The organism is Pseudomonas sp. XP2, assembly GCF_053557975.1.
Map to the genome: position 1 here is coordinate 141,605 of NZ_JBNRIK010000002.1, position 22,494 is coordinate 164,098.

Annotated in this window: 21 protein-coding genes; 15 read left to right on the plus strand and 6 right to left on the minus strand. The window is 59.5% G+C overall.

All coding sequences use genetic code 11. The features are described from left to right. Positions 1-2 precede the first annotated feature (2 nt). From ACK1VC_RS03505 to glmS, 8 genes are all read left to right on the plus strand, one after another. Entirely contained in the window at positions 3-539 is a 537-nt protein-coding gene (locus tag ACK1VC_RS03505; RefSeq protein WP_003253191.1) for a F0F1 ATP synthase subunit delta, read from the plus strand. 21 nt (positions 540-560) lie between these two features. Further along, positions 561-2,105, plus strand: coding sequence for a F0F1 ATP synthase subunit alpha (gene atpA / locus ACK1VC_RS03510; protein ID WP_012274911.1), 1,545 nt, complete (start codon positions 561-563; stop codon positions 2,103-2,105). 48 nt (positions 2,106-2,153) lie between these two features. Beyond that, positions 2,154-3,014, plus strand: a complete 861-nt coding sequence (atpG, locus tag ACK1VC_RS03515; RefSeq protein ID WP_016489911.1) for a F0F1 ATP synthase subunit gamma — start codon at positions 2,154-2,156, stop codon at positions 3,012-3,014. A gap of 27 nt (positions 3,015-3,041) precedes the next feature. Continuing rightward, positions 3,042-4,418, plus strand: coding sequence for a F0F1 ATP synthase subunit beta (atpD, locus tag ACK1VC_RS03520; protein WP_016489910.1), 1,377 nt, complete (start codon positions 3,042-3,044; stop codon positions 4,416-4,418). Positions 4,419-4,461: 43 nt separating this feature from the next. Next, entirely contained in the window at positions 4,462-4,881 is a 420-nt protein-coding gene (locus tag ACK1VC_RS03525) for a F0F1 ATP synthase subunit epsilon (RefSeq protein WP_016489909.1), read from the plus strand. 116 nt (positions 4,882-4,997) lie between these two features. Continuing rightward, entirely contained in the window at positions 4,998-6,365 is a 1,368-nt protein-coding gene (gene glmU, locus ACK1VC_RS03530) for a bifunctional UDP-N-acetylglucosamine diphosphorylase/glucosamine-1-phosphate N-acetyltransferase GlmU (protein WP_191087118.1), read from the plus strand. Positions 6,366-6,552: 187 nt separating this feature from the next. Further along, a complete protein-coding gene (locus ACK1VC_RS03535) occupies positions 6,553-7,329 on the plus strand; it encodes a DeoR/GlpR family DNA-binding transcription regulator (protein WP_191087117.1) in 777 nt (258 codons plus the stop codon). 3 nt (positions 7,330-7,332) lie between these two features. Next, positions 7,333-9,168, plus strand: coding sequence for a glutamine--fructose-6-phosphate transaminase (isomerizing) (glmS, locus tag ACK1VC_RS03540; protein WP_023048578.1), 1,836 nt, complete (start codon positions 7,333-7,335; stop codon positions 9,166-9,168). A 116-nt stretch (positions 9,169-9,284) separates the two neighbouring features. Here glmS and lpdA read toward each other — a convergent pair whose 3' ends face one another. Continuing rightward, positions 9,285-10,685 carry a dihydrolipoyl dehydrogenase gene (gene lpdA / locus ACK1VC_RS03545; RefSeq protein ID WP_016489887.1) on the minus strand — a complete coding sequence of 467 codons (1,401 nt, stop codon included), beginning with the start codon at positions 10,683-10,685 and terminating at the stop codon, positions 9,285-9,287. A 208-nt stretch (positions 10,686-10,893) separates the two neighbouring features. On the opposite strand from lpdA, the gene cfaB reads away from it, so the two are divergent. Beyond that, positions 10,894-12,078, plus strand: a complete 1,185-nt coding sequence (gene cfaB, locus ACK1VC_RS03550; protein ID WP_016489886.1) for a C17 cyclopropane fatty acid synthase CfaB — start codon at positions 10,894-10,896, stop codon at positions 12,076-12,078. Positions 12,079-12,159: 81 nt separating this feature from the next. Here the strand turns inward: cfaB and cls are convergent, their stop codons facing one another. Continuing rightward, complete coding sequence (gene cls / locus ACK1VC_RS03555) at positions 12,160-13,599, minus strand: cardiolipin synthase (protein WP_016489885.1); 1,440 nt, start codon at positions 13,597-13,599, stop codon at positions 12,160-12,162. A 131-nt stretch (positions 13,600-13,730) separates the two neighbouring features. Between cls and ACK1VC_RS03560 the strand changes: the two genes are divergently transcribed. Further along, positions 13,731-14,258, plus strand: coding sequence for a DUF3617 domain-containing protein (locus tag ACK1VC_RS03560; RefSeq protein WP_016489884.1), 528 nt, complete (start codon positions 13,731-13,733; stop codon positions 14,256-14,258). On the opposite strand, the gene folE2 is transcribed toward ACK1VC_RS03560, so the two are convergent. Together folE2 and ACK1VC_RS03570 are read right to left on the minus strand one after the other, a co-directional pair. Then, positions 14,242-15,147, minus strand: coding sequence for a GTP cyclohydrolase FolE2 (gene folE2 / locus ACK1VC_RS03565; protein WP_449117850.1), 906 nt, complete (start codon positions 15,145-15,147; stop codon positions 14,242-14,244). The genes ACK1VC_RS03560 and folE2 overlap by 17 nt on opposite strands. 25 nt (positions 15,148-15,172) lie before the next feature. Further along, a complete protein-coding gene (locus ACK1VC_RS03570) occupies positions 15,173-15,553 on the minus strand; it encodes a hypothetical protein (protein ID WP_023048553.1) in 381 nt (126 codons plus the stop codon). Positions 15,554-15,668: 115 nt separating this feature from the next. On the opposite strand from ACK1VC_RS03570, the gene zigA reads away from it, so the two are divergent. From zigA to ACK1VC_RS03585, 3 genes are read left to right on the plus strand one after another with little or no spacing between them, the layout of a single operon-like run. Next, complete coding sequence (gene zigA, locus ACK1VC_RS03575; protein WP_023048552.1) at positions 15,669-16,877, plus strand: zinc metallochaperone GTPase ZigA; 1,209 nt, start codon at positions 15,669-15,671, stop codon at positions 16,875-16,877. Further along, a complete protein-coding gene (locus ACK1VC_RS03580) occupies positions 16,874-17,500 on the plus strand; it encodes a DUF1826 domain-containing protein (protein ID WP_191087115.1) in 627 nt (208 codons plus the stop codon). Before zigA ends, ACK1VC_RS03580 begins: the two co-directional genes overlap by 4 nt. Positions 17,501-17,539: 39 nt before the next feature. Beyond that, positions 17,540-18,511, plus strand: a complete 972-nt coding sequence (locus tag ACK1VC_RS03585; protein WP_016489879.1) for a CobW family GTP-binding protein — start codon at positions 17,540-17,542, stop codon at positions 18,509-18,511. Here ACK1VC_RS03585 and ACK1VC_RS03590 read toward each other — a convergent pair whose 3' ends face one another. Next, positions 18,512-18,904 carry a DUF3301 domain-containing protein gene (locus tag ACK1VC_RS03590; RefSeq protein WP_016489878.1) on the minus strand — a complete coding sequence of 131 codons (393 nt, stop codon included), beginning with the start codon at positions 18,902-18,904 and terminating at the stop codon, positions 18,512-18,514. It abuts the gene before it with no gap. A 120-nt stretch (positions 18,905-19,024) separates the two neighbouring features. On the opposite strand from ACK1VC_RS03590, the gene pdxY reads away from it, so the two are divergent. Beyond that, positions 19,025-19,897 carry a pyridoxal kinase PdxY gene (gene pdxY, locus ACK1VC_RS03595; protein WP_016489877.1) on the plus strand — a complete coding sequence of 291 codons (873 nt, stop codon included), beginning with the start codon at positions 19,025-19,027 and terminating at the stop codon, positions 19,895-19,897. Here pdxY and ACK1VC_RS03600 read toward each other — a convergent pair. Further along, on the minus strand, positions 19,894-20,379 hold the full coding sequence (locus ACK1VC_RS03600) for an acyl-CoA thioesterase (protein WP_003253263.1): 486 nt from the start codon (positions 20,377-20,379) through the stop codon (positions 19,894-19,896). The two genes, pdxY and ACK1VC_RS03600, sit on opposite strands and share 4 nt — an antisense overlap. 343 nt (positions 20,380-20,722) lie before the next feature. Between ACK1VC_RS03600 and ACK1VC_RS03605 the strand changes: the two genes are divergently transcribed. Beyond that, positions 20,723-22,483 carry a cation:proton antiporter gene (locus tag ACK1VC_RS03605; protein WP_016489875.1) on the plus strand — a complete coding sequence of 587 codons (1,761 nt, stop codon included), beginning with the start codon at positions 20,723-20,725 and terminating at the stop codon, positions 22,481-22,483. The last annotated feature ends 11 nt before the right edge of the window (positions 22,484-22,494 follow it).

Sequence of the window (22,494 nt, forward strand, 5' to 3'; positions counted from 1 at the left end):
TCATGGCAGAACTGACCACGTTGGCCCGACCTTACGCTAAGGCTGCCTTTGAGCATGCCCAGGCCCATCAGCAACTGGCCAATTGGTCAGCCATGCTCGGCCTGGCTGCTGCGGTGTCGCAAGACGACACCATGCAGCGCCTGCTCAAGGCCCCGCGACTGACGAGCGCAGAAAAGGCCGCCACGTTCATTGACGTGTGCGGTGACAAGTTCAATGCACAGGCACAGAATTTCATTCATGTTGCCGCGGAAAACGACCGTCTCCTGCTTCTGCCGGAGATTGCCGCTCTGTTTGACCTGTACAAGGCAGAACAAGAGAAATCCGTGGACGTGGAAGTCACCAGTGCCTTCGCGTTGAACCAAGAACAGCAAGACAAACTCGCCAAGGTTCTCAGTGCACGGTTAGGCCAGGAAGTGCGCCTGCACGCGTCGGAGGATGCCAGCCTGATTGGCGGCGTCGTCATCCGCGCTGGTGACCTGGTAATCGATGGCTCTGTTCGCGGCAAAATCGCGAAACTGGCCGAAGCATTGAAATCTTGAGTTTGAAGGGGCAGCAGAGCAATGCAGCAACTCAATCCTTCCGAAATTAGTGAAATCATCAAGGGCCGCATCGATAACCTCGATGTGAGCTCCCAAGCCCGTAACGAAGGTACCGTCGTTTCGGTTTCCGACGGTATCGTGCGGATCCACGGTCTGGCCGACGTCATGTACGGCGAAATGATCGAGTTCCCGGGCGGCGTCTACGGCATGGCACTGAACCTGGAGCAAGACTCCGTAGGTGCAGTGATCCTGGGTGCCTACGACACCCTCGCCGAAGGCATGAGCGCCAAGTGCACCGGCCGCATCCTGGAAGTTCCGGTTGGTAAGGAACTGCTGGGTCGCGTCGTCGACGCACTGGGTAACCCGATCGACGGCAAAGGTCCTCTGGGCAACACCCAGACCGACGCAGTCGAGAAAGTTGCTCCAGGCGTGATCTGGCGTAAGTCGGTAGACCAGCCTGTACAGACTGGCTACAAATCCGTCGACGCCATGATCCCTGTCGGCCGTGGCCAGCGTGAGCTGATCATTGGCGACCGTCAGATCGGCAAGACCGCCATGGCCATCGACGCCATCATCAACCAGAAAGACTCCGGTATTTTCTGTGTTTATGTAGCTGTCGGCCAGAAGCGTTCCACCGTTGCCAACATCGTTCGCAAGCTGGAAGAAAACGGCGCCCTGGCCAACACCATCGTGGTTGTTGCCAGTGCTTCGGAATCCGCCGCACTGCAATTCCTGGCGCCATACGCCGGTTGCACCATGGGCGAGTTCTTCCGTGACCGCGGTGAAGACGCACTGATCGTTTACGATGACCTGTCCAAGCAGGCCGTTGCCTACCGTCAGATCTCCCTGTTGCTGCGCCGTCCACCAGGACGTGAAGCGTACCCAGGCGACGTGTTCTATCTCCACTCCCGTCTGCTGGAGCGTGCATCGCGCGTTTCGGAAGAGTACGTCGAGAAGTTCACCAACGGTGCTGTCACTGGCAAAACCGGTTCCCTGACCGCTCTGCCGATCATCGAAACCCAGGCAGGCGACGTTTCCGCGTTCGTTCCGACCAACGTGATTTCCATCACCGACGGTCAGATCTTCCTGGAATCGGCCATGTTCAACTCGGGCATCCGCCCTGCAGTGAACGCCGGTGTTTCGGTATCCCGTGTGGGTGGTGCCGCTCAGACCAAGATCATCAAGAAGCTGTCCGGTGGTATTCGTACCGCGCTGGCTCAGTACCGTGAACTGGCTGCATTCGCCCAGTTCGCGTCCGATCTGGACGAGGCGACCCGCAAGCAGCTGGAGCATGGTCAGCGCGTTACCGAGCTGATGAAGCAGAAGCAGTATGCGCCGATGTCCATTGCGGACATGGCTCTGTCGCTGTACGCCGCTGAGCGTGGCTTCCTGACTGACGTAGAAGTCTCCAAGATCGGCAGCTTCGAGCAAGCACTGATCGCCTTCTTCAACCGTGATCACGCTGAACTGATGGCGAAGATCAACGTGAAGGGTGACTTCAACGACGAAATCGACGCAGGCCTGAAAGCCGGTATCGAGAAGTTCAAGGCCACCCAGACCTGGTAAGCCGCAGCGGGGGCTCAGGCCCCCGCTTGCTAACCTGATAGGTGATACATGGCAGGCGCAAAAGAGATTCGCAGTAAGATTGCGAGCATCAAAAGCACGCAAAAAATTACCAGCGCCATGGAGAAAGTGGCGGTCAGCAAGATGCGCAAGGCACAAATGCGCATGGCTGCTAGCCGTCCTTACGCGGAGCGTATCCGCCAGGTGATCGGTCATCTGGCCAACGCCAACCCGGAATACCGCCACCCATTCATGATCGAGCGCCCTGTAAAGCGCACCGGTTATATCGTGGTGAGCAGTGACCGTGGTCTGTGCGGTGGCTTGAACACCAACCTGTTCAAGGCCCTGGTCAAGGACATGAACGCAAACCGCGAACAGGGCGTGGAAATCGACCTGTGCGTGATCGGCAGCAAGGGTGCGACTTTCTTCCGCATCTTTGGCGGTAACGTCGTAGCAGCGATCAGCCACTTGGGTGAAGAGCCATCGATCAACGATCTGATCGGCTCCGTCAAAGTGATGCTGGACGCCTACCTGGACGGCCGTATCGATCGCCTCTCCGTGGTTTCGAACAAGTTCATCAACACCATGACCCAGAAGCCAACGGTCGAGCAATTGGTACCGTTGGTGGCAACCCCGGATCAGGATCTCAAGCATCACTGGGATTACCTGTACGAACCCGACGCAAAAGAGCTGCTGGACGGCTTGATGGTGCGTTACGTGGAGTCGCAGGTGTACCAGGCGGTGGTCGAGAACAACGCTGCTGAACAAGCGGCCCGGATGATCGCGATGAAGAACGCCACAGACAACGCCGGTGATTTGATCAAAGAGCTTCAGTTGATCTACAACAAGGCGCGTCAGGCTGCGATCACCCAGGAGATCTCGGAAATCGTCGGCGGCGCTGCCGCGGTTTAACGGTTCAAATATTCAGAGGATCCAGCTATGAGTAGCGGACGTATCGTTCAAATCATCGGCGCCGTCATCGACGTGGAATTCCCACGTGACGTCGTGCCGAGTGTATACAACGCGCTGAAAGTACAAGGCGCGGAAACCACCCTCGAAGTCCAGCAGCAGCTGGGCGACGGCGTGGTTCGTACCATTGCGATGGGCTCGACCGAAGGCCTGAAGCGCGGTCTGGATGTCGTCGACACCGGTGCTGCCATTTCCGTTCCTGTTGGTAAGGCCACCCTGGGCCGCATCATGGACGTACTGGGCAACCCGATCGACGAAGCCGGCCCGATCGGCGAAGAAGAGCGTCGCGGTATCCACCAGCCAGCGCCTTCGTTCGCTGACCAGGCAGGCGGCAACGACCTGCTGGAAACCGGCATCAAGGTTATCGACCTGGTTTGCCCGTTCGCCAAGGGTGGTAAGGTTGGTCTGTTCGGTGGTGCCGGTGTAGGCAAGACCGTAAACATGATGGAACTGATCCGTAACATCGCCATGGAACACAGCGGTTACTCCGTGTTCGCTGGTGTGGGTGAGCGTACTCGTGAGGGTAACGACTTCTACCACGAGATGAAGGACTCCAACGTTCTCGACAAGGTAGCGCTGGTCTACGGTCAGATGAACGAGCCACCAGGAAACCGTCTGCGCGTAGCGCTGACCGGCCTGACCATGGCTGAGAAGTTCCGTGACGAAGGTAACGACGTTCTGCTGTTCGTCGACAACATCTATCGTTACACCCTGGCCGGTACCGAAGTATCCGCACTGCTGGGCCGTATGCCTTCGGCAGTAGGTTACCAGCCGACCCTGGCTGAAGAGATGGGCGTTCTGCAAGAGCGCATCACCTCCACCAAGGAAGGTTCGATCACCTCCGTACAGGCCGTATACGTACCTGCGGACGACTTGACCGACCCGTCGCCAGCGACCACCTTCGCCCACTTGGACGCCACCGTCGTTCTGTCCCGTGACATCGCCTCCCTGGGTATCTACCCAGCGGTCGACCCACTGGACTCGACTTCGCGCCAGCTGGACCCGAACGTGATCGGCAATGAGCACTACGACACTGCTCGTGGCGTTCAGTATGTTCTGCAGCGCTACAAAGAGCTGAAGGACATCATTGCGATCCTGGGTATGGACGAACTGTCCGAGACCGACAAGCAACTGGTAGCCCGCGCTCGTAAGATCCAGCGCTTCCTGTCGCAGCCGTTCTTCGTGGCCGAAGTCTTCACCGGTTCGCCAGGCAAGTACGTTTCCCTGAAAGACACCATCGCTGGCTTCAGCGGCATCCTCAAAGGTGACTACGACCACCTGCCAGAACAAGCGTTCTACATGGTCGGCAGCATCGACGAAGCGATCGAGAAAGCCAAGAAACTGTAATTCCTGCGCCCCGCAAGGGGCGCTATCAGGTTGAGGCAAGCAGATGGCTATGACAGTCCATTGCGATATCGTCAGCGCGGAAGGAGAAATTTTCTCCGGTCTGGTCGAGATGGTGGTTGCGCACGGTAACCTGGGTGATCTTGGTATCGCTCCAGGCCACGCGCCGCTGATCACCAATCTGAAGCCAGGTCCGATCACGCTGACCAAGCAGGGTGGCGCCCAAGAGGTGTTCTACATCTCTGGTGGCTTCCTCGAGGTTCAGCCGAACATGGTCAAGGTGCTTGCCGATACCGTGCAACGTGCTGCAGACCTGGATGAAGCGCAAGCTCAGGAAGCCCTCAAGGCTGCTGAGAACGCCCTGAATCTGAAAGGCGCGGACTTCGACTACGGTGCCGCCGCCGCACGTCTGGCCGAGGCCGCAGCCCAGCTGCGTACCGTCCAGCAAATGCGCAAAGGCAAGTAATCGGCCTCGGCTGATAACTTCTGTTGCGATTGAGTAAAAGGGTAGCCTCGGCTACCCTTTTTCTTTTTCTGATTTCCCCGGTCATTTCACTGACCACCCAGGATTGGTAGCCAGTAATGTCACTCGATATCGTTATTCTCGCCGCGGGCCAAGGCACTCGCATGCGCTCGGCGCTGCCCAAGGTGCTGCACCCGGTAGCCGGCAACTCCATGCTTGGCCATGTTATCCACAGTGCGCGCCAACTGCAGCCGCAAGGTATCCACGTGGTCATTGGCCATGGTGCGGAGCTGGTTCGCGAGCGTCTGGCCGCTGACGACTTGAACTTCGTCATGCAGGAAAAACAGTTGGGCACCGGCCATGCGGTAGCCCAGGCTCTGCCAGCCGTGACCGCCGACACCGTGCTGGTACTGTACGGCGATGTACCATTGATCGAAGTGGAGACCTTGCAGCGTCTGCTGGCCAAGGCCAATGCTGAGCAACTGGGTCTGCTTACCGTCGCGCTCGATGACCCGACCGGCTATGGCCGCATCGTGCGTGACGAGCAGGGTAAGGTGACTGCCATCGTTGAGCACAAGGACGCCAACGACGCGCAGAAAGCGATCAAGGAAGGCAACACCGGTATTCTGGCGCTGCCAGCCGCGCGCTTGGCCGACTGGATGGGCCGGCTGTCGAACAACAATGCTCAGGGCGAGTACTACCTGACTGACGTTATCGCCATGGCAGTGGCTGATGGCCTGGTTGTGGCCACCGAACAGCCACACGACCCGATGGAAGTGCAGGGTGCCAACGATCGTCGCCAGCTGTCGGAGCTGGAGCGCCACTACCAGTTGCGTGAAGGCCGCCGCCTGATGGCCCAGGGCGTGACCCTGCGCGACCCGGCGCGCTTCGACGTACGGGGTGAAGTGACCGTTGGTCGTGACGTACTGATCGACATCAACGTGATTCTCGAAGGCAAAGTGGTCATCGAGGACGATGTGCAGATTGGTCCTAATTGCGTGATCAAGAACTCCACCCTGCGCAAAGGCGCAGTGGTCAAGGCAAACAGCCACCTCGAAGGTGCCGTAATGGGCGAGGGTAGCGACGCAGGCCCGTTCGCCCGCCTGCGCCCGGGCAGCGTGCTGGACGCCAAGGCCCATGTGGGTAACTTCGTCGAACTGAAAAACGCCCACCTGGGTGAAGGCGCCAAGGCAGGTCACCTCACCTACCTGGGCGACGCTGAAATCGGTGCACGCACCAATATCGGCGCCGGTACCATCACCTGCAACTACGATGGCGCCAACAAGTTCAAGACGGTGATGGGCGAGGACGTGTTTATCGGTTCGAACAACTCGCTGGTGGCGCCTGTGGAAATCAAGGCCGGTGCGACCACCGCAGCCGGTTCGACCATCACACAGGCCGTCGAAGCCGGCGACCTGGCTGTGGGCCGCGCGCGTCAGCGCAACATCTCGGGCTGGAAGCGGCCGGAGAAAATCAAGAAGAGCTGAGTTACCCACAGCTGCTTCGATCGAAAGCCGACTTATGCGAATAAGTCGGCTTTTTTTATTGGCCGCTCCTTCAGAGGGATCGCCCCAAACCTGAAGAAACTATCCACAGGGCAGCCACTGCTTGACGAAACAAGCGTATTAGGTTTTGATTGCAACCATTATCTTTCGAAACGAAACTTAAGCGCTCATGTCGAAACGAAACACACCACAGCGGCGGCACAATATCCTGGCTTTGCTCAGCGAGCAGGGCGAGGTGAGTGTGGACGCCTTGGCCAAGCGTTTCGAGACTTCGGAAGTGACCATTCGCAAAGACCTCGCCGCCCTTGAAACAAACGGTCTGTTGTTACGCCGTTACGGTGGTGCGGTCCCGGTGCCGCAGGAACTGCTGGGTGAACCTGCCCAACCTGTGTCTTCCTACAAGAAGGCCATCGCACGTGCCGCCGTGGGGCGAATTCGCGAGCATGCGCGCATCATCATCGACAGCGGCAGCACCACCGCCGCGATGATCCCCGAGCTAGGGCGTCAGCCAGGCCTGGTGGTGATGACCAATTCGCTGAACGTGGCCCGTGCCATCTGTGACCTTGAACACGAGCCTGTGCTGCTGATGACCGGTGGCACCTGGGACCCTCATTCTGAATCATTCCAGGGGCAGGTCGCCGAGCAGGTATTGCGCTCCTACGATTTCGACCAACTGTTCATCGGTGCGGACGGCATCGACCTTGGCCGGGGGACCACCACCTTCAACGAGTTGCTTGGGTTGAGCCGGGTCATGGCCGAAGTCGCCCGTGAAGTGATCGTAATGGTCGAGTCGGACAAGGTGGGGCGCAAGATCCCTAACCTTGAGCTGCCCTGGAGCAGCGTGCACACCCTTATTACAGATGAGCGCCTGCCCGCAGCGGCACGCGAACAAATTCAAGCTCGCGGCATCAACCTGATCTGCGCCGCGATCAGCCAGGAGAAATAAAACATGTGTGGAATCGTTGGTGCTGTCGCCGAGCGCAATATCACAGCCATCCTGATCGAGGGCCTCAAGCGTCTTGAGTACCGTGGTTACGACAGCGCCGGCCTGGCCGTTCTGACCCAGGCGGGTGAACTTGAGCGCCGTCGCCGTATCGGCAAGGTGAGCGAGTTGCAAGCTGCTGTCGCCGCTGACCCGCTGGTAGGTCAGCTGGGTATTGCCCACACCCGTTGGGCGACCCACGGTGCGCCGACCGAAGGCAACGCCCACCCGCACTTCTCGGGCGATGAAGTGGCTGTGGTGCACAACGGCATCATCGAAAACCACGAAGAGCTGCGCGAAGAGCTGAAAGGCCTGGGCTACGTCTTCAGTTCGCAGACTGACACCGAGGTCATCGTCCACCTGATCCACCACACCCTGAAGAGCATCCCGGACCTGGCCGATGCCCTGAAAGCCGCGGTGAAACGCCTGCATGGCGCCTATGGCTTGGCACTGATCAGCGCCGGGCAGCCTGACCGCCTGGTAGCTGCACGCAGCGGCAGCCCGCTGGTCATCGGCCTGGGCCTGGGCGAGAACTTCCTGGCCTCCGACCAGCTGGCGCTGCGCCAAGTCACCGACCGCTTCATGTACCTGGAGGAAGGCGATATCGCTGAAATCCGTCGTGACCAGGTCACCATCTGGGACCAGCAAGGCAACAAGGTTCAACGCGAAACCGTGCAGTACCATGAAGGTGCTGAAGCTGCCGACAAGGGCAACTATCGCCACTTCATGCTCAAGGAAATCCACGAGCAGCCAAGCGTGGTCCAGCGCACCCTGGAAGGCCGCCTGGGCAAGGACAACGTGTTGGTACAGGCCTTCGGCCCGCAGGCCGCCGAACTGTTCGCCAAAGTGCGCAACGTGCAGATCGTTGCCTGTGGTACCAGCTACCACGCCGGTATGGTTGCCCGTTACTGGCTGGAAAGCCTGGCTGGCATCCCGTGTCAGGTGGAAGTGGCCAGCGAATTCCGTTACCGCAAGGTCGTGGTGCAGCCGGATACCCTGTTCGTCTCCATCTCGCAGTCGGGCGAAACTGCTGACACCCTGGCCGCGCTGCGTAACGCCAAGGAGCTGGGCTTCCTCGGCAGCCTGGCAATCTGCAACGTGGGCATCAGCTCGCTGGTGCGTGAGTCGGACCTGACTCTGCTGACCTTGGCCGGCCCGGAAATCGGTGTGGCCTCGACCAAAGCCTTCACCACTCAGCTGGTGTCGCTGATGCTGCTGACCTTGGCCCTGGGCCAAGTGCGCGGTACTCTGGAAGAGGGCGTCGAAGCCGAGCTGGTTGAAGAGCTGCGTCGCCTGCCGACCCGCCTGGGTGAAGCCCTGGCCATGGACGCTACTGTCGAGAAAATCGCCGAGCTGTTCGCCGACAAGCACCACACCTTATTCCTCGGCCGGGGTGCACAGTACCCGGTGGCGATGGAAGGTGCGCTCAAGCTCAAGGAAATCTCCTACATCCACGCTGAAGCGTACCCGGCAGGCGAGTTGAAGCACGGCCCGTTGGCATTGGTGGATAACGACATGCCGGTGGTTACCGTTGCCCCGAACAACGAACTGCTGGAGAAGCTGAAGTCCAACCTGCAGGAAGTGCGTGCCCGTGGTGGCGAGTTGGTAGTGTTCGCCGACGAGCACGCTGGCATGACCAATGGTGAAGGCACTCACGTGATCAAGGTGCCGCACATCGCCGATGCGCTGGCGCCGATCCTGTACACCATTCCACTGCAACTGCTGTCGTACTACGTGGCCGTGCTCAAAGGCACCGACGTGGATCAGCCGCGTAACCTGGCCAAGTCGGTGACTGTTGAGTAAGAGGCTGTCATGACCGGTAAAAAGCCCTCCATATGGAGGGCTTTTTGCTTAATGATGATCAGGCAATAGCGCCCCAGGACATATGACTCGAATGCCTTGGGGAGCGAGGGGTACTGTCAGATCTGCATCGCCATGCCGTCCACATTCATCGCTGCCTGGCGCAAGGCCTCGGAGCGGGTCGGGTGGGGGTGGCAGGTCAGGGCGATGTCTTCTGCCGAGGCCGAGAATTCCATGGCCACACAGAACTCACCGATCATCTCGCTGACGCTTGGGCCCACCAGGTGCACACCTAGCACTTCATCGGTTTGGGCATCGGCGATGACTTTGGCGAAGCCTTCGGTCTCGTGGTTGATCTTGGCGCGGCTGTTAGCGGTGAAGGGGAATTTGCCGACTTTATAAGCACGCCCTTCGGCTTTGAGCTGCTCTTCGGTCTTGCCCACGGTGGCCAACTCCGGGCGGGTGTAGATCACGCCAGGGATGAGGTTGTAGTTGACCTCGTGGGGCTTGCCGGCAATACGCTCGATGCAGGCTACGGCTTCGTCTTCGGCCTTGTGCGCCAGCATCGGGCCGGAAGTGACGTCACCAATCACCCACACACCGGGCACAGAAGTGCGGTGGTGTTCGTTACCGAGCATGCCGCGCTTGTCGGTTTCCAGGCCCACGCTCTCAAGGTTCAGCCCCTTGGTATAAGGGCGGCGGCCGATAGCCACCAGCACGTAATCGGCCTGCAGCGATTCTGCGGTGCCGCCGGCAGCAGGCTCCAGCGTCAGGCTCACACCCTCGGCACTTGCAGTGGCTTGAGTCACTTTGCTGCCCAGCTTGAACACCATGCCTTGCTTGGCGAGTGCCTTTTGCAGGGTCTTGGCGGTTTCCGTGTCGGTACCTGGGCAGATGCGATCAAGGTATTCGATGACGGTGACTTGGCTGCCCAGGCGGCGCCAGACGGAACCCAACTCAAGGCCGATCACGCCGGCACCGATGACGACCAGATGCTTGGGCACTTGCGGCAGCGACAGTGCGCCGGTCGAGTCGATGATGCGCTGGTTATCGATGGTCACCCCCGGCAGAGGGGTGGGCTCCGAGCCGGTGGCGATGACCACATCCTTGGCTTGCAGCGCAGTTTCGCTGCCGTCTTCAGCCTTTACTACAACCTTGCCGACGCCGTCCAGGCGGCCCCAACCTTTGATCCAGTCGACCTTGTTCTTGCGGAACAGGTATTCGATACCTTTGGTCAGGCCGGTCACGCTCTCGTCCTTCTGTTTCATCATCTGGGCGAGGTTAAGGGTGGGCTTTACTTCGATACCGAGGTGGGCGAACTCTTCACCGCTGGCGGCCTCGTACAGCTCGGACGCATGCAACAGTGCCTTGGAGGGCATGCAGCCCACGTTCAAACAAGTGCCGCCCAAGGTCGAGCGGCCTTCCACGCAGGCAACACTCAGGCCAAGCTGGCCAGCGCGGATGGCTGCGTTGTAGCCGCCAGGGCCACCGCCGATGATCACCACGTCATAGGATTTCATGGGTTCAACTCCAGGATGTAGAAGCGCGAGAGGGGCACAAGGTTAAGCTGAGATGCGAGAATTGTATACAATCTGCTGTATGGATAAGATCAGTTGGTTCTAGACCTTGGTCTCGTTTAGAGGAAACCTCCCACCAATGAACTACTCTGATCCGACGACGTTCGAAATATCAGGCGTTGTAGCCAGAAACGGATAGGGAGGGTTGTTCATGCTCGCGCAACTTCCACCTGCACTGCAGAGCCTGCATCTGCCGCTGCGGCTGAAATTGTGGGACGGTAACCAGTTCGATCTGGGGCCTAGCCCGCAGGTCACCATCCTGGTCAAAGAGCCACAGTTGATCAGCCAGTTGACGCACCCGAGCCTGGAGCAGTTGGGCACAGCGTTCGTCGAAGGCAAGCTGGAGCTGGAAGGCGACATCGGTGAAGCCATCCGGGTATGTGATGAGCTGAGCGAGGCGCTGTTGCCTGATTTTGAAGAGGCTTCGCCGGCGCGGCTTGCTCACGACAAAAGCACTGACGCTGAAGCCATTTCCTATCACTACGATGTTTCCAACGCGTTCTATCGGCTGTGGCTGGATCAGGACATGGCCTATTCGTGCGCCTACTTTCGCGAGCCTGATAACACGCTCGATCAGGCACAGCAGGACAAGTTCGACCACCTGTGTCGCAAGTTGCGCCTCAATGCCGGCGACTACCTGCTGGACGTGGGCTGTGGTTGGGGTGGCCTTGCGCGCTTCGCTGCACGGGAATATGACGCCAAGGTATTCGGCATCACCTTGAGCAAGGAGCAGCTCAAGCTTGGCAGGCAGCGGGTCAAGGCCGAAGGGTTGGCCGACAAGGTCGACCTGCAGATTCTCGACTACCGTGACCTGCCTCAAGACGGTCGCTTCGACAAGGTTGTCAGCGTTGGTATGTTCGAGCATGTCGGGCATGCCAACCTGGCGCTGTATTGCCAGAAACTGTTCGGCGCCGTGAGGGAAGGGGGGCTGGTGATGAACCACGGGATCACCGCCAAGCATGTCGATGGCCGCCCGGTCGGACGTGGCGCAGGTGAGTTCATCGACCGCTACGTGTTCCCCCATGGCGAGCTGCCTCACCTGTCGATGATCAGCGCCAGCCTCTGCGAAGCGGGACTGGAGGTGGTAGACGTGGAAAGCCTGCGCCTGCACTACGCCAAGACCCTGCATCACTGGAGCGAAAACCTGGAGAATCAGCTGCACAAGGCGGCGGCGCTGGTGCCGGAAAAAACCCTGCGCATCTGGCGCCTGTACCTTGCAGGTTGTGCCTATGCCTTTGAGAAGGGCTGGATCAACCTGCACCAGATCTTGGCAGTGAAGCCATACGCCGACGGGCACCATGACCTGCCCTGGACGCGCGAAGATCTGTATCGCTAAGCATGTAGATGCGGATTTTGTGGGAGCGGCCTTGTGTCGCGAGAGGGCCGCAAGGCCGCTCCCACACTCATACTGCTTAGCTTAAAGGATTGGCGAAATCAGCCGTGCAATCCGCATCCCCAACTGCTGCAGTCGATGAGTGTCCAGGCTGTCCTCCGCAGTGATTTCCCGCGACTGTTCAAAGTCATTGATCAGCATCTTCTCCACCTGGTCGGCGAAGCTGCGGTCGACGGTGAGCAGGGTGATCTCGAAATTCAGACGGAACGAGCGGTTGTCCAGGTTGGCACTGCCGATCGCGCTGACATCATCGTCCACCAGCACCACCTTCTGATGCAGGAAGCCCGGCTGATAGCGGAACATGCGCACACCCGCGCGCACCGCTTCGAAGGCGAACAGGCTTGAGGCGGCATAGACCACACGATGGTCTGGTCGTGACGGGATCAGCACGCGTACATCGACCCCACGTAGCACCGCCAGGCGCAAGGCGGCGAACACCGCCTCGTCCGGGATGAAGTAGGGACTGGTGATCCACACCCGGCGGGTGGCGGAGTGGATTGCTTCGAGGAAGAACAGCGAGCAGGTTTCCTGCGGGTCGGCCGGGCCGCTGGCCAAGGCCTGGCACAGCACGCCGTTGTCCGGGTAGGTATCCGGCAGGATCAGCGGCGGTAGCTGGCGCGTGGCCCAGTACCAGTCTTCGGCGAACGACTCCTGCAGGCAGGCCAGCACCGGCCCGCCGATTTGCACATGGGTGTCGCGCCAAGGGGAAAGCTTCGGGTGCTCACCGAGGTATTCATCGCCCACGTTGTGCCCGCCGATGAATCCAATCAGGCCATCCACTACCACGATCTTGCGGTGGTTGCGGAAGTTTACCTGAAAGCGGTTGAACCAACCGCGGCGGGTGGCGAAGGCATGAATCTGCACACCGCCGTCGCGCAGCTGCTGGCTGTAGCGGGCTGGCAAGGCATGGCTGCCGACGCGGTCATAGAGCACGAATACCTGCACCCCTTCGGCGGCCTTACGGAGCAGCAGTTGTTGCAGTGCCTTGCCGAGGTTGTCGTCATGGATGATGAAGAACTGCACCAGCACCACATCGCGGGCTTTGTCGATGGCGGCGAAGATGGCATCGAAGGTGGCCTTTCCATCGATCAGCAACTTCACCTGGTTGTTCGCCAGGCAGGGCATGCGGCCCAGCTTGGGCATGGCGCGCAGGGCTGTGTAGCTTTCTGATTCCCGGGCGGTGAGGGCTTCTTCCACCCAAGGCCGCCAGTTGAGATTGGCCATGGCCACGTGCATCTCCTGGTTGGCCTGGCGCCTGGCCTTGATGTAGGCATAGAACGAGCGGGCGCCGAAGATCAGGTAGGGGATCAAGGTAAGGTAGGGGATGAAAAACAAGGGCATGGCCCAGGCGATGGCGCCTTGGGCGGTACGCACGGTAAAGATCGCGTGCAGCGCGGCGACGATACCCAGTAAGTGAATCAGTCCGAGTAGGTAACCAAAAAAGTAGGGGCTGTGGTAATCCATATGCATCCTGCTTGCCGAGTACACTTGAGGTAACAGAACACGTTCCCGGTCCGCCTTGCAACCTGAAGGTGGATTTGGCGTCCAAGTTTCAGCCCGGCCCGCTTGGCCGGTTTTTTCAGGAGCGATCGTCCATGAAGATTCGTCTGCCACTGTTGGCGTTGGCCCTGGCCATGAGCAGCCCACTGGTGCATGCCCAGATGCTGCAACCAGGTTTGTGGGAGCTGACCACCAGCAATATGCAGGTCGATGGCAAACCGTTACCCGACATGCAGTTCATGCTCGGTCAGTTGAAAAATCTGCCGCCAGAGCAACGCGCGATGATGGAGGGGGTATTGGCGAAACAGGGGGTAACTGTCGGTGGCAATGGTGTGCGTTCGTGCCTGACGCCAGAGCAGGTGGCCACCAACGATATCCCACTGCAGGATCCGAAATCGGGCTGCACTCAAAAGATTACCGACCGTACCGGTAATGTGTGGAAGTTCCAGTTCAGCTGCCCCAAGGCACAAGGTACTGGCCAGGCTACCTTCCTCAGCGACCGGGAGTTCACTACTCAGGTCAGTGGTACCTTCAACGCTTCGGGTGTGCAGCAGCAAGGCAGCATGAACACCCGTGCGGTGTGGCTAGGTAATGACTGTGGCACGGTCAAACCGCGCAGCTGACGTCCCATTGCCATTGGCTGGTAGCGACGGCGTCGTGGGCATGCAGGCTTTCTGCATGTTCCACGCGCAGCTTGAAGGCCGTGCTCCATTCCATTTGCCGCAGTGAGTTGTGCAGGCGTCGTGCGGCGTCTTCGCAGAACATCAGGTTCTGCCCGTTGGCCAAGGCGAAGGCTTGTTCGTCTGCACGTTTCACAGCAGTCTGCACAGCGGTCCCCAAGCTTCCCTCTACGCAGTTAATCAATTCGGTGATGGGTAGATCCTGCTGAGTGCCGCGCAGCCGTACCTGAATTTGCGCGGTACTGCGTTGGCTATGGGGCGTCGCCACAATGCCTTTGGCGCTACCCAGCCACTGCAATATGGCGGATTTTTCGACCTGCTGCTCGCTGAAATCGTCCAGGAACTGCTGCTGAATCAGTTGCCGTGCAAGTGCAGCCGAGCACGGGCAGGTGGAGGAGTACGGAACGGAAACAGATAGTTCCACGTGGAACATTTCATTTTCTATCCTTGCATCGACTGTTACCGCATAGCCTTTCCAGCCTGCCAATGGGCTGATCAAAGCCGGCCGTTTCAGCATGTGCTCGAAGCGCAGGCGCAGGTAGGCTGCCGAAGAAAGGCCCTCATGGCTGCTCAGGAAATCAGCCAGTAGCCGCCTGATTGCCAGCGGAGTGACGGACTGGTGCTCCAATGTCTCAAGGGCAAGGTAAAGCCGCGACATATGGATACCGCGTGAACTGCCGTCAACCAGGCTTACGCCTGCATCGATTTTGGCGGCTGCGGTGCGCCCTTCGAATTGCACAGGCAAGGCGATGCCGCACATGCCCACCCAGTCCAAAGGCAAGGTGTACTCCAGGGCTTGTGCTGCGATGTCGGGGAGCTTGAGCTGGGTCATCTGGCTTTCCAAACAAAAAGAGGCATCAGTGGCAAGCGCCGATCAGGCTGCAATGCAGCTTGAAGCGCTGCCCACTGGAGCTGGATACGCGGTTCAGAGTGGTCCAGCCAACGCGACGGCTGTAACCCACCCAGGCTTCGCCATCGCTGGCCAGGCCGGTAAAAAAGGTCAACGTGCCATAGCGGCTGTTGGTTTGTGCCCATAGGCGCCGGCTGGTGAAGTCGTAGCCGCGCAGGTAGAACATATTTCCTTCGTTGCGCACGCTGTAATAGCTGCCTTTGCCGTCCTGGCAGGCAAGCAGTGTCGCGCTGCGTGTACACATCGCCATCGGGCTGTTCTTTGGCATGGCGAACAGCGAAGTAGGCATGGCGAGCAACAGCAACACCATGGCGCGCAGCAGATTCATTTTTCATCCCCGGTGAATACTCGTCTGTCGAGAACGGCTTGGCGAAATTGTATTGTTACTTTATAACATTGTGCAATGCATCGTTTCGAATGCGCTCGCCTGAAGAGGTTTCGCCATGTCCAATCGTCTCCCTGTCACCGTGCTGTCTGGCTTCCTTGGCGCCGGCAAGAGCACTTTGCTCAACCATGTGCTGCGTAACCGCGACCACCTGCGGGTCGCGGTCATCGTCAACGACATGAGTGAAATCAACATCGACGCCAGCGAGGTGCAGCGCAACGTCAGCCTCAACCGCGCTGAAGAGAAACTGGTCGAGATGAGCAACGGCTGCATCTGCTGCACACTGCGTGAAGACCTGCTCGAAGAGGTTGCGCGGCTGGCCGAAGAAGGCCGCTTCGATTATTTGCTCATCGAGTCCACGGGTATCTCGGAGCCGCTGCCGGTTGCCGAGACGTTCACGTTTCGCGACGAGCAGGGCCGCAGCCTTTCCGACATGGCGCGGTTGGATACCATGGTCACTGTGGTCGATGGCCTGAATTTTTTACGCGATTACCAGGCAGCAGACAGCCTGGCCAGCCGTGGTGAAACCTTGGGCGAAGAGGACGAGCGGTCGATCAGTGATCTGCTGATCGAGCAGGTGGAGTTCGCCGATGTGTTGTTGCTGAGCAAGATCGACCTGATCAGCCAGCACGAGCGCGAAGAACTCATGGCCATTTTGCGCAGCCTCAACGCCCGGGCGCAGATCGTGCCCATGGTCATGGGCCAGGTGCCGCTGGCGCGCATTCTGGACACTGGCCTATTCGACTTCGACCAGGCTGCTCAAGCGCCTGGCTGGTTGCAAGAATTGCGCGGCGAGCATGTGCCGGAGACTGAAGAGTACGGCATCGCGGCCACGACCTGGCAGGGGCGGCGGCCACTTCATCCACAGCGCTTTTTTGATTTTATCCACAAGCCCTGGAGCAATGGTCGGCTGCTGCGTTCGAAGGGTTTTTTCTGGTTGGCCAGCAAGTACCAGGAAGCCGGTAGCTGGTCCCAGGCAGGTGGCATGATGCGCCATGGCCTGGCGGGCCGTTGGTGGCGTTTCGTGCCGCGCGAGCAGTGGCCCCAGGATGTGGATAACACTGCCGATATCTTGAAACACTGGCACGCCGAAACCGGTGACTGCCGGCAGGAATTAGTGTTCATTGGTCAGAATATCGACTTCAAAAAGTTATCCACAGAGCTTCAGGCCTGCTTGTTGACGGATGAAGAAATGGAGTTGGGGCCTATGGGCTGGTTGCGTCTGGCTGATCCATTTGGCCCTTGGCACGAGGAGGCAGCAGCATGAACCAGGCGCTCAAGCCTGTGGATATCTTCCAGGTGTTTGGCGAAACGCCGCTGGTGTTGACCGACGTGCTGCAGGACGGCGTGAACCTGGCGGTCTGGCGCCGGCGCTTGCCGCCACAGCTGGAGGATTTTGCCGAGCTGGTAGTCAGCCTTGGGCAACCCCTGTCAGATCAGTGGGTAATGGATGTGGACGAGCAGCAGATGCCGGTTATGTCGGATTTGCTACGCGAAGCGGCGGACCTGCAGGGTTACGAAGCGTTCGTGGCCGATGTAGCCTGGCTGGTGGCGGCATATACCTGCCTGGTTGGCGCGCGGCGGGTCGGTTTGCGCCTGCGGGTGCTGACCGGGCCCATGTGCCCGCGCTTTCATGTGGATAACGTGCCGTTGCGATTGCTCACCACCTATGCGGGCCCGGGTAGCGAGTGGTTGCGAGAGCAGGAGAGCCCACGCGGGGAGTTACACACAGCTCAAGTGCCTGTGCATAACATTCAGAAACTGCACGTCGGTGAAGTGGCTGTACTCAAGGGCGAGAAGTGGCAGGGCAACGAAGGTGCAGGGCTGGTGCACCGCTCGCCCTCGGGCCAGCAAGGGCGCCTGCTGCTCAGCCTTGACTGGCTAGCCTGACGGCGCATAGTGAGCCTTCACCCCGCCTGAAGCCATCCCATGCTGCAGAACATTCCCACCCATGTCATTGCCGGCCCCCTGGGCGCCGGCAAGACCACCCTGATCCGCCATCTGCTGGCCCAGCGCCCGCGCAACGAACGCTGGGCGGTCTTGATCAACGAATTCGGCCTGGTTGGCCTGGATGCGGCGTTGCTCAGCCGTGACGAAGATGGCATCGCCATCGGCGAGGTTGCAGGTGGCTGCCTGTGTTGTGTCAACGGCATGCCGTTTCAGGTGGGCCTGGGCCGGTTGTTGCGCAAATCCCGGCCTGACCGGCTGTTTATCGAGCCGTCTGGCCTGGGTCACCCGTTGCAGCTGCTTGCTCAGCTGAAACAGGCTCCGTGGGCTGGAGTGCTGACAATTCAGCCATTGTTGATGGTTGTCGATGCGCAATCCATGGCGCGAAACGAGCCGCTTCCGGACGCCCAACAGCAGGCTTTCAACGCCTCTGAATACGTGCTTTTCAACAAGTCGGAGGCTGTGGATGAAAAATCTAAGTTGTTGATAACTAATAAATTTAACGACAAGAATGTGATGTGGTCGGTACAGGGCCAGGTGCCGCTATCAAGCCTTCCTGGCGCCCTGGTAGAGATTGTCGACAGCCCATTTCAGGAAAACCAGATTGTCGACAATCTTGGGGGAGCCCCAACAATATTGTGGACAGACCCCAGCCAGCCGATCTGTCTTGCGCAGGAGGGGGAGGGAGGTTGGAGCATTGGCTGGCGCTGGCATCCCGCACAGCAGTTTTATCCACAGCGCCTACTGGCGTTCTTGCGGACCTTGCCATGGCGGCGTGCCAAAGGGGTTATCCACAGCGTGGAAGGTTGGCAATCATTTAATGGGCTCAAGGGTGACATGCCGATATGGCAGCCCAGTGAATGGCGCAGGGATAGCCGTATCGAGCTGATTTTTGATCAGCCGCAATCGCAACCCACGCTGCAAGCGGGGTTGAGCGAATGCCGCGTCAGCTGATCAGTTGCGCCAGCGATTGTGTTCCTGACGCCACTGCTGCATCTCGATGACATTGTCGGTGCGTGGTGGTGTCTTGATTTCAAACGGGTAGGGCGCCAGCTCGATCTGCACGCTGTGCGCGCCGAACTGGGTCACAGTACCCGGGTGGCGTTGCTCGCCGGTGACGGTGAACTCAAAGGCATAGATGCGTGCCAGGCGCTTGCGGCCATTGGCGTCACGGACAAAGGCGATGCGCTTGAGTGCGACGGCATCGTCGAGCAGCTCGAGGTCGAGCTTGGCACAGTGCTGTTTGACCCGTTCCAGGGCTTTTTCGCGCAACCCATGGTTGTGCCACAACCAGCCGCCTGCCGTGGCCAACAGCATCAGGACGAAGACGTTCTCCAGGGTCAACATTTGCATATGCTCCAAACAGGTAGATCCAGCTTAACTGCGTCCCTGGCCTGTCGTACAGGTGGCAATCGAGTTCATACTGCGCTGCGCACAATCCTTGAAACAGCTTTGGAAACCTCCCGCATGAAACGTACCCCGCACCTGCTCGCCATTCAGTCCCATGTGGTGTTCGGCCACGCCGGCAACAGCGCCGCGGTGTTTCCCATGCAGCGTATCGGGGTCAATGTCTGGCCGCTCAATACCGTGCAGTTCTCCAATCACACACAGTATGGCCAGTGGGCGGGTGAAGTGCTTGCCCCGGCGCAAATTCCTGCGTTGGTGGAAGGTATTTCCAATATTGGCGAGCTGGGTCACTGCGATGCTGTGCTTTCCGGCTACCTGGGCAGTGCCGAGCAGGGGCGGGCGATCCTGGCTGGCGTCGAGCGGATCAAGGCGGTGAACCCAAAGGCTCTGTATCTGTGTGACCCGGTCATGGGGCACCCGGAGAAGGGCTGCATCGTGCCGCCGGAGGTGAGCGAGTTCCTGCTCGACGAGGCGGCGGCCCGGGCCGACATCCTGTGCCCCAACCAGCTGGAACTGGACAGCTTCTGTGGGCGCCGCGCACAGTCGCTGGAGGATTGCGTGAACATGGCGCGCAGCCTGCTGCAGCGTGGCCCGCAGGTGGTACTGGTCAAGCACCTGGTTTACCCCGGGCGGGCCGAAGACCAGTTCGAAATGCTGCTGGTGACTGCCGAGCACAGCTGGCACCTGCGCCGCCCGCTGCTGGCGTTCCCGCGGCAGCCGGTGGGGGTGGGTGACCTGACCTCAGGCCTGTTCCTGGCGCGTGTGCTGCTCGGCGACAGCTGGGTGCAAGCCTTCGAATTCACCGCTGCAGCCGTGCATGAGGTGCTGCTGGAAACCCAGGCCTGCGCCAGCTACGAACTACAACTGGTGCGGGCCCAGGACCGCATCGCCCATCCGCGGGTGCGCTTTGAGGCGCAGCCGCTGGCGCTTTAGATCGCGTCGGTTTTCAGGTCCTGGTAGCGCTTCTCAAGCTCTTGGCGGATCTGCCGACGCTGCTGGCCTTGCAGGAAGCGGCGCTTTTCTTCGCTGCTGTGCGGCTGGCGCGGCGGCACCGGCACCGGGCGGCGGTTGTCGTCGACCGCGACCATGGTGAAGAAGCAGCTGTTGGAGTGGCGCACCGAGCGCTCGCGGATGTTCTCGGTCACCACTTTGATGCCGACTTCCATCGATGTATTGCCGGTGTAGTTGACCGACGCCAGGAAGGTCACCAGTTCACCCACGTGCACGGGCTCGCGGAAGATCACCTGGTCGACCGACAGGGTCACCACATAGCTGCCGGCATAGCGGCTGGCGCACGCATAGGCCACTTCGTCGAGGTACTTGAGCAGGGTGCCGCCATGTACGTTGCCAGAAAAGTTGGCCATGTCCGGGGTCATCAGGACGGTCATGCTCAGCTGGGCGTTTCCAGGTTCCATAGTGTGCTCACGGTGAGGTTGCGCTGAATCGGGCGAATGGGGGGCGTTATCTGCTGACACTTCTGTTCCCCTCTTTTGAATTTGCCTTGTTGGTACGGGACGTTGGCTGACGCGCCATCGTCACGCTGATCATGCCATCAGCGGCGCTTTTCCAGCCGATCTGTTTCTGCATATTGCACCGGCTTTTTGCGGCGGGGTGCGATGTTAACCTGAGTACGCCCATGCAACATGGGCATTCCTGCATTCAATACAGTATGTACTTGCTGCTCGCTCAGGTTTGCCTTGGCAGAGGAGCGGTCTGCCCAGGCATTCAAAAAAAAGACGAGAAAAGGAGTATCACGCCATGCATGCCATCAGCTTTATCCAGGACCTGGCAGTCATCATGCTGGTCGCTGGCGTGGTCACCATTCTCTTTCACCGCCTCAAACAGCCCGTCGTACTGGGCTATATCGTCGCCGGCTTCATCATCGGCCCGCACACCCCGCCATTCGGCCTGATCCATGACGAAGAAACCATCAAGACCCTTGCTGAACTGGGAGTGATCTTCCTGATGTTCTGCCTGGGGCTCGAATTCAGTCTGCGCAAGCTTTTCAAGGTTGGTGCCACGGCGTTCATCGCGGCCTTCCTGGAAATCGTGCTGATGATCTGGATCGGCTTCGAGATTGGCCGCTGGTTCGGCTGGAACACCATGGATTCGCTATTCCTCGGCGCGATCCTGGCCATTTCCTCGACCACCATCATCGTCAAGGCACTGAATGACCTGAAGATGAAGAACGAGCGCTTTGCCCAGTTGATCTTCGGCGTGCTCATCGTGGAGGACATCCTTGGTATCGGTATTATTGCCCTGCTGTCAGGCATCGCTGTCAGCGGCACGGTCAGCTCGGGCGAAGTGTTCTCCACAGTGGGCAAGCTGTCGCTGTTCATGATCGTTGCCTTGGTTATCGGGATTCTGCTGGTGCCGCGGCTGCTGGCCTATGTGGCCAAATTTGAAAGCAACGAAATGCTGCTGATTACCGTGCTTGGCCTGTGCTTCGGCTTCTGCCTGTTGGTGGTAAAGCTGGAATACAGCATGGTGCTGGGCGCCTTCCTGATTGGCGCGATCATGGCCGAATCACGTCAGTTGCTGAAGATCGAACGCCTGATCGAGCCGGTACGCGACCTGTTCAGTGCCATCTTCTTTGTCGCCATCGGCCTTATGATCGACCCACAAGTGCTCGTCGATTACGCCTGGCCGATCGTGGTCATCACCCTGGCGGTGGTATTGGGCAAAATGCTCTCCTGCGGCATGGGGGCGTTCATTGCCGGTAATGACGGGCGCACATCGCTGCGGGTGGGCATGGGGCTTTCGCAGATTGGCGAGTTTTCCTTCATCATCGCCGCGCTGGGCATGACGCTGCAGGTGACCAGCGACTTCCTTTACCCGGTGGCGGTCGCGGTATCGGCAATTACCACGCTGCTGACGCCCTATCTGATCCGTGCGGCCGACCCGCTGTCGCAGAAACTTGGCAATGTGGTGCCCAGCCGCCTGGCGCGGGTGCTTTCGTTGTATGGCGAGTGGTTGCGCAATATACAGCCGCAGGGCGAGAGCGCCATGCTGGCGGCGATGATCCGGCGCATCCTGTTGCAGGTGGGGGTGAACCTGGCGCTGGTGATCGCCATTTTCTTCAGTGGTGGTTACTTTGCAGAGCGCATCGGCAACTGGCTCAGTGAGTGGGTCAGCGATGCCAGCCAGCAGAAGGCGGTTATCTGGGGCGCGGCGTTGTTGCTGTCGCTGCCCTTCCTGATCGCTGCCTATCGCAAGCTCAAGGCACTGTCGATGCTGCTGGCAGAAATGGGCGTGAAGCCGGAAATGGCCGGGCGCCATACCCAGCGAGTGCGCCGGGTGATCGCCGAGGTTATCCCGCTGTTGTCGCTGCTGGTGATTTTCCTGCTGCTGTCGGCATTGTCGGCGAGCATTCTGCCCACCAACGAGTTGCTGTTGGTCATTGCCGTGGTGGCGGCGGTGGTGGTGGCCTTGCTGTGGCGCTGGTTCATCCGCGTGCACACGCGCATGCAGATCGCCTTGCTGGAGACGCTGGAAAACAGTCGCGAGAATACGCACTGAAGGGCGCAATG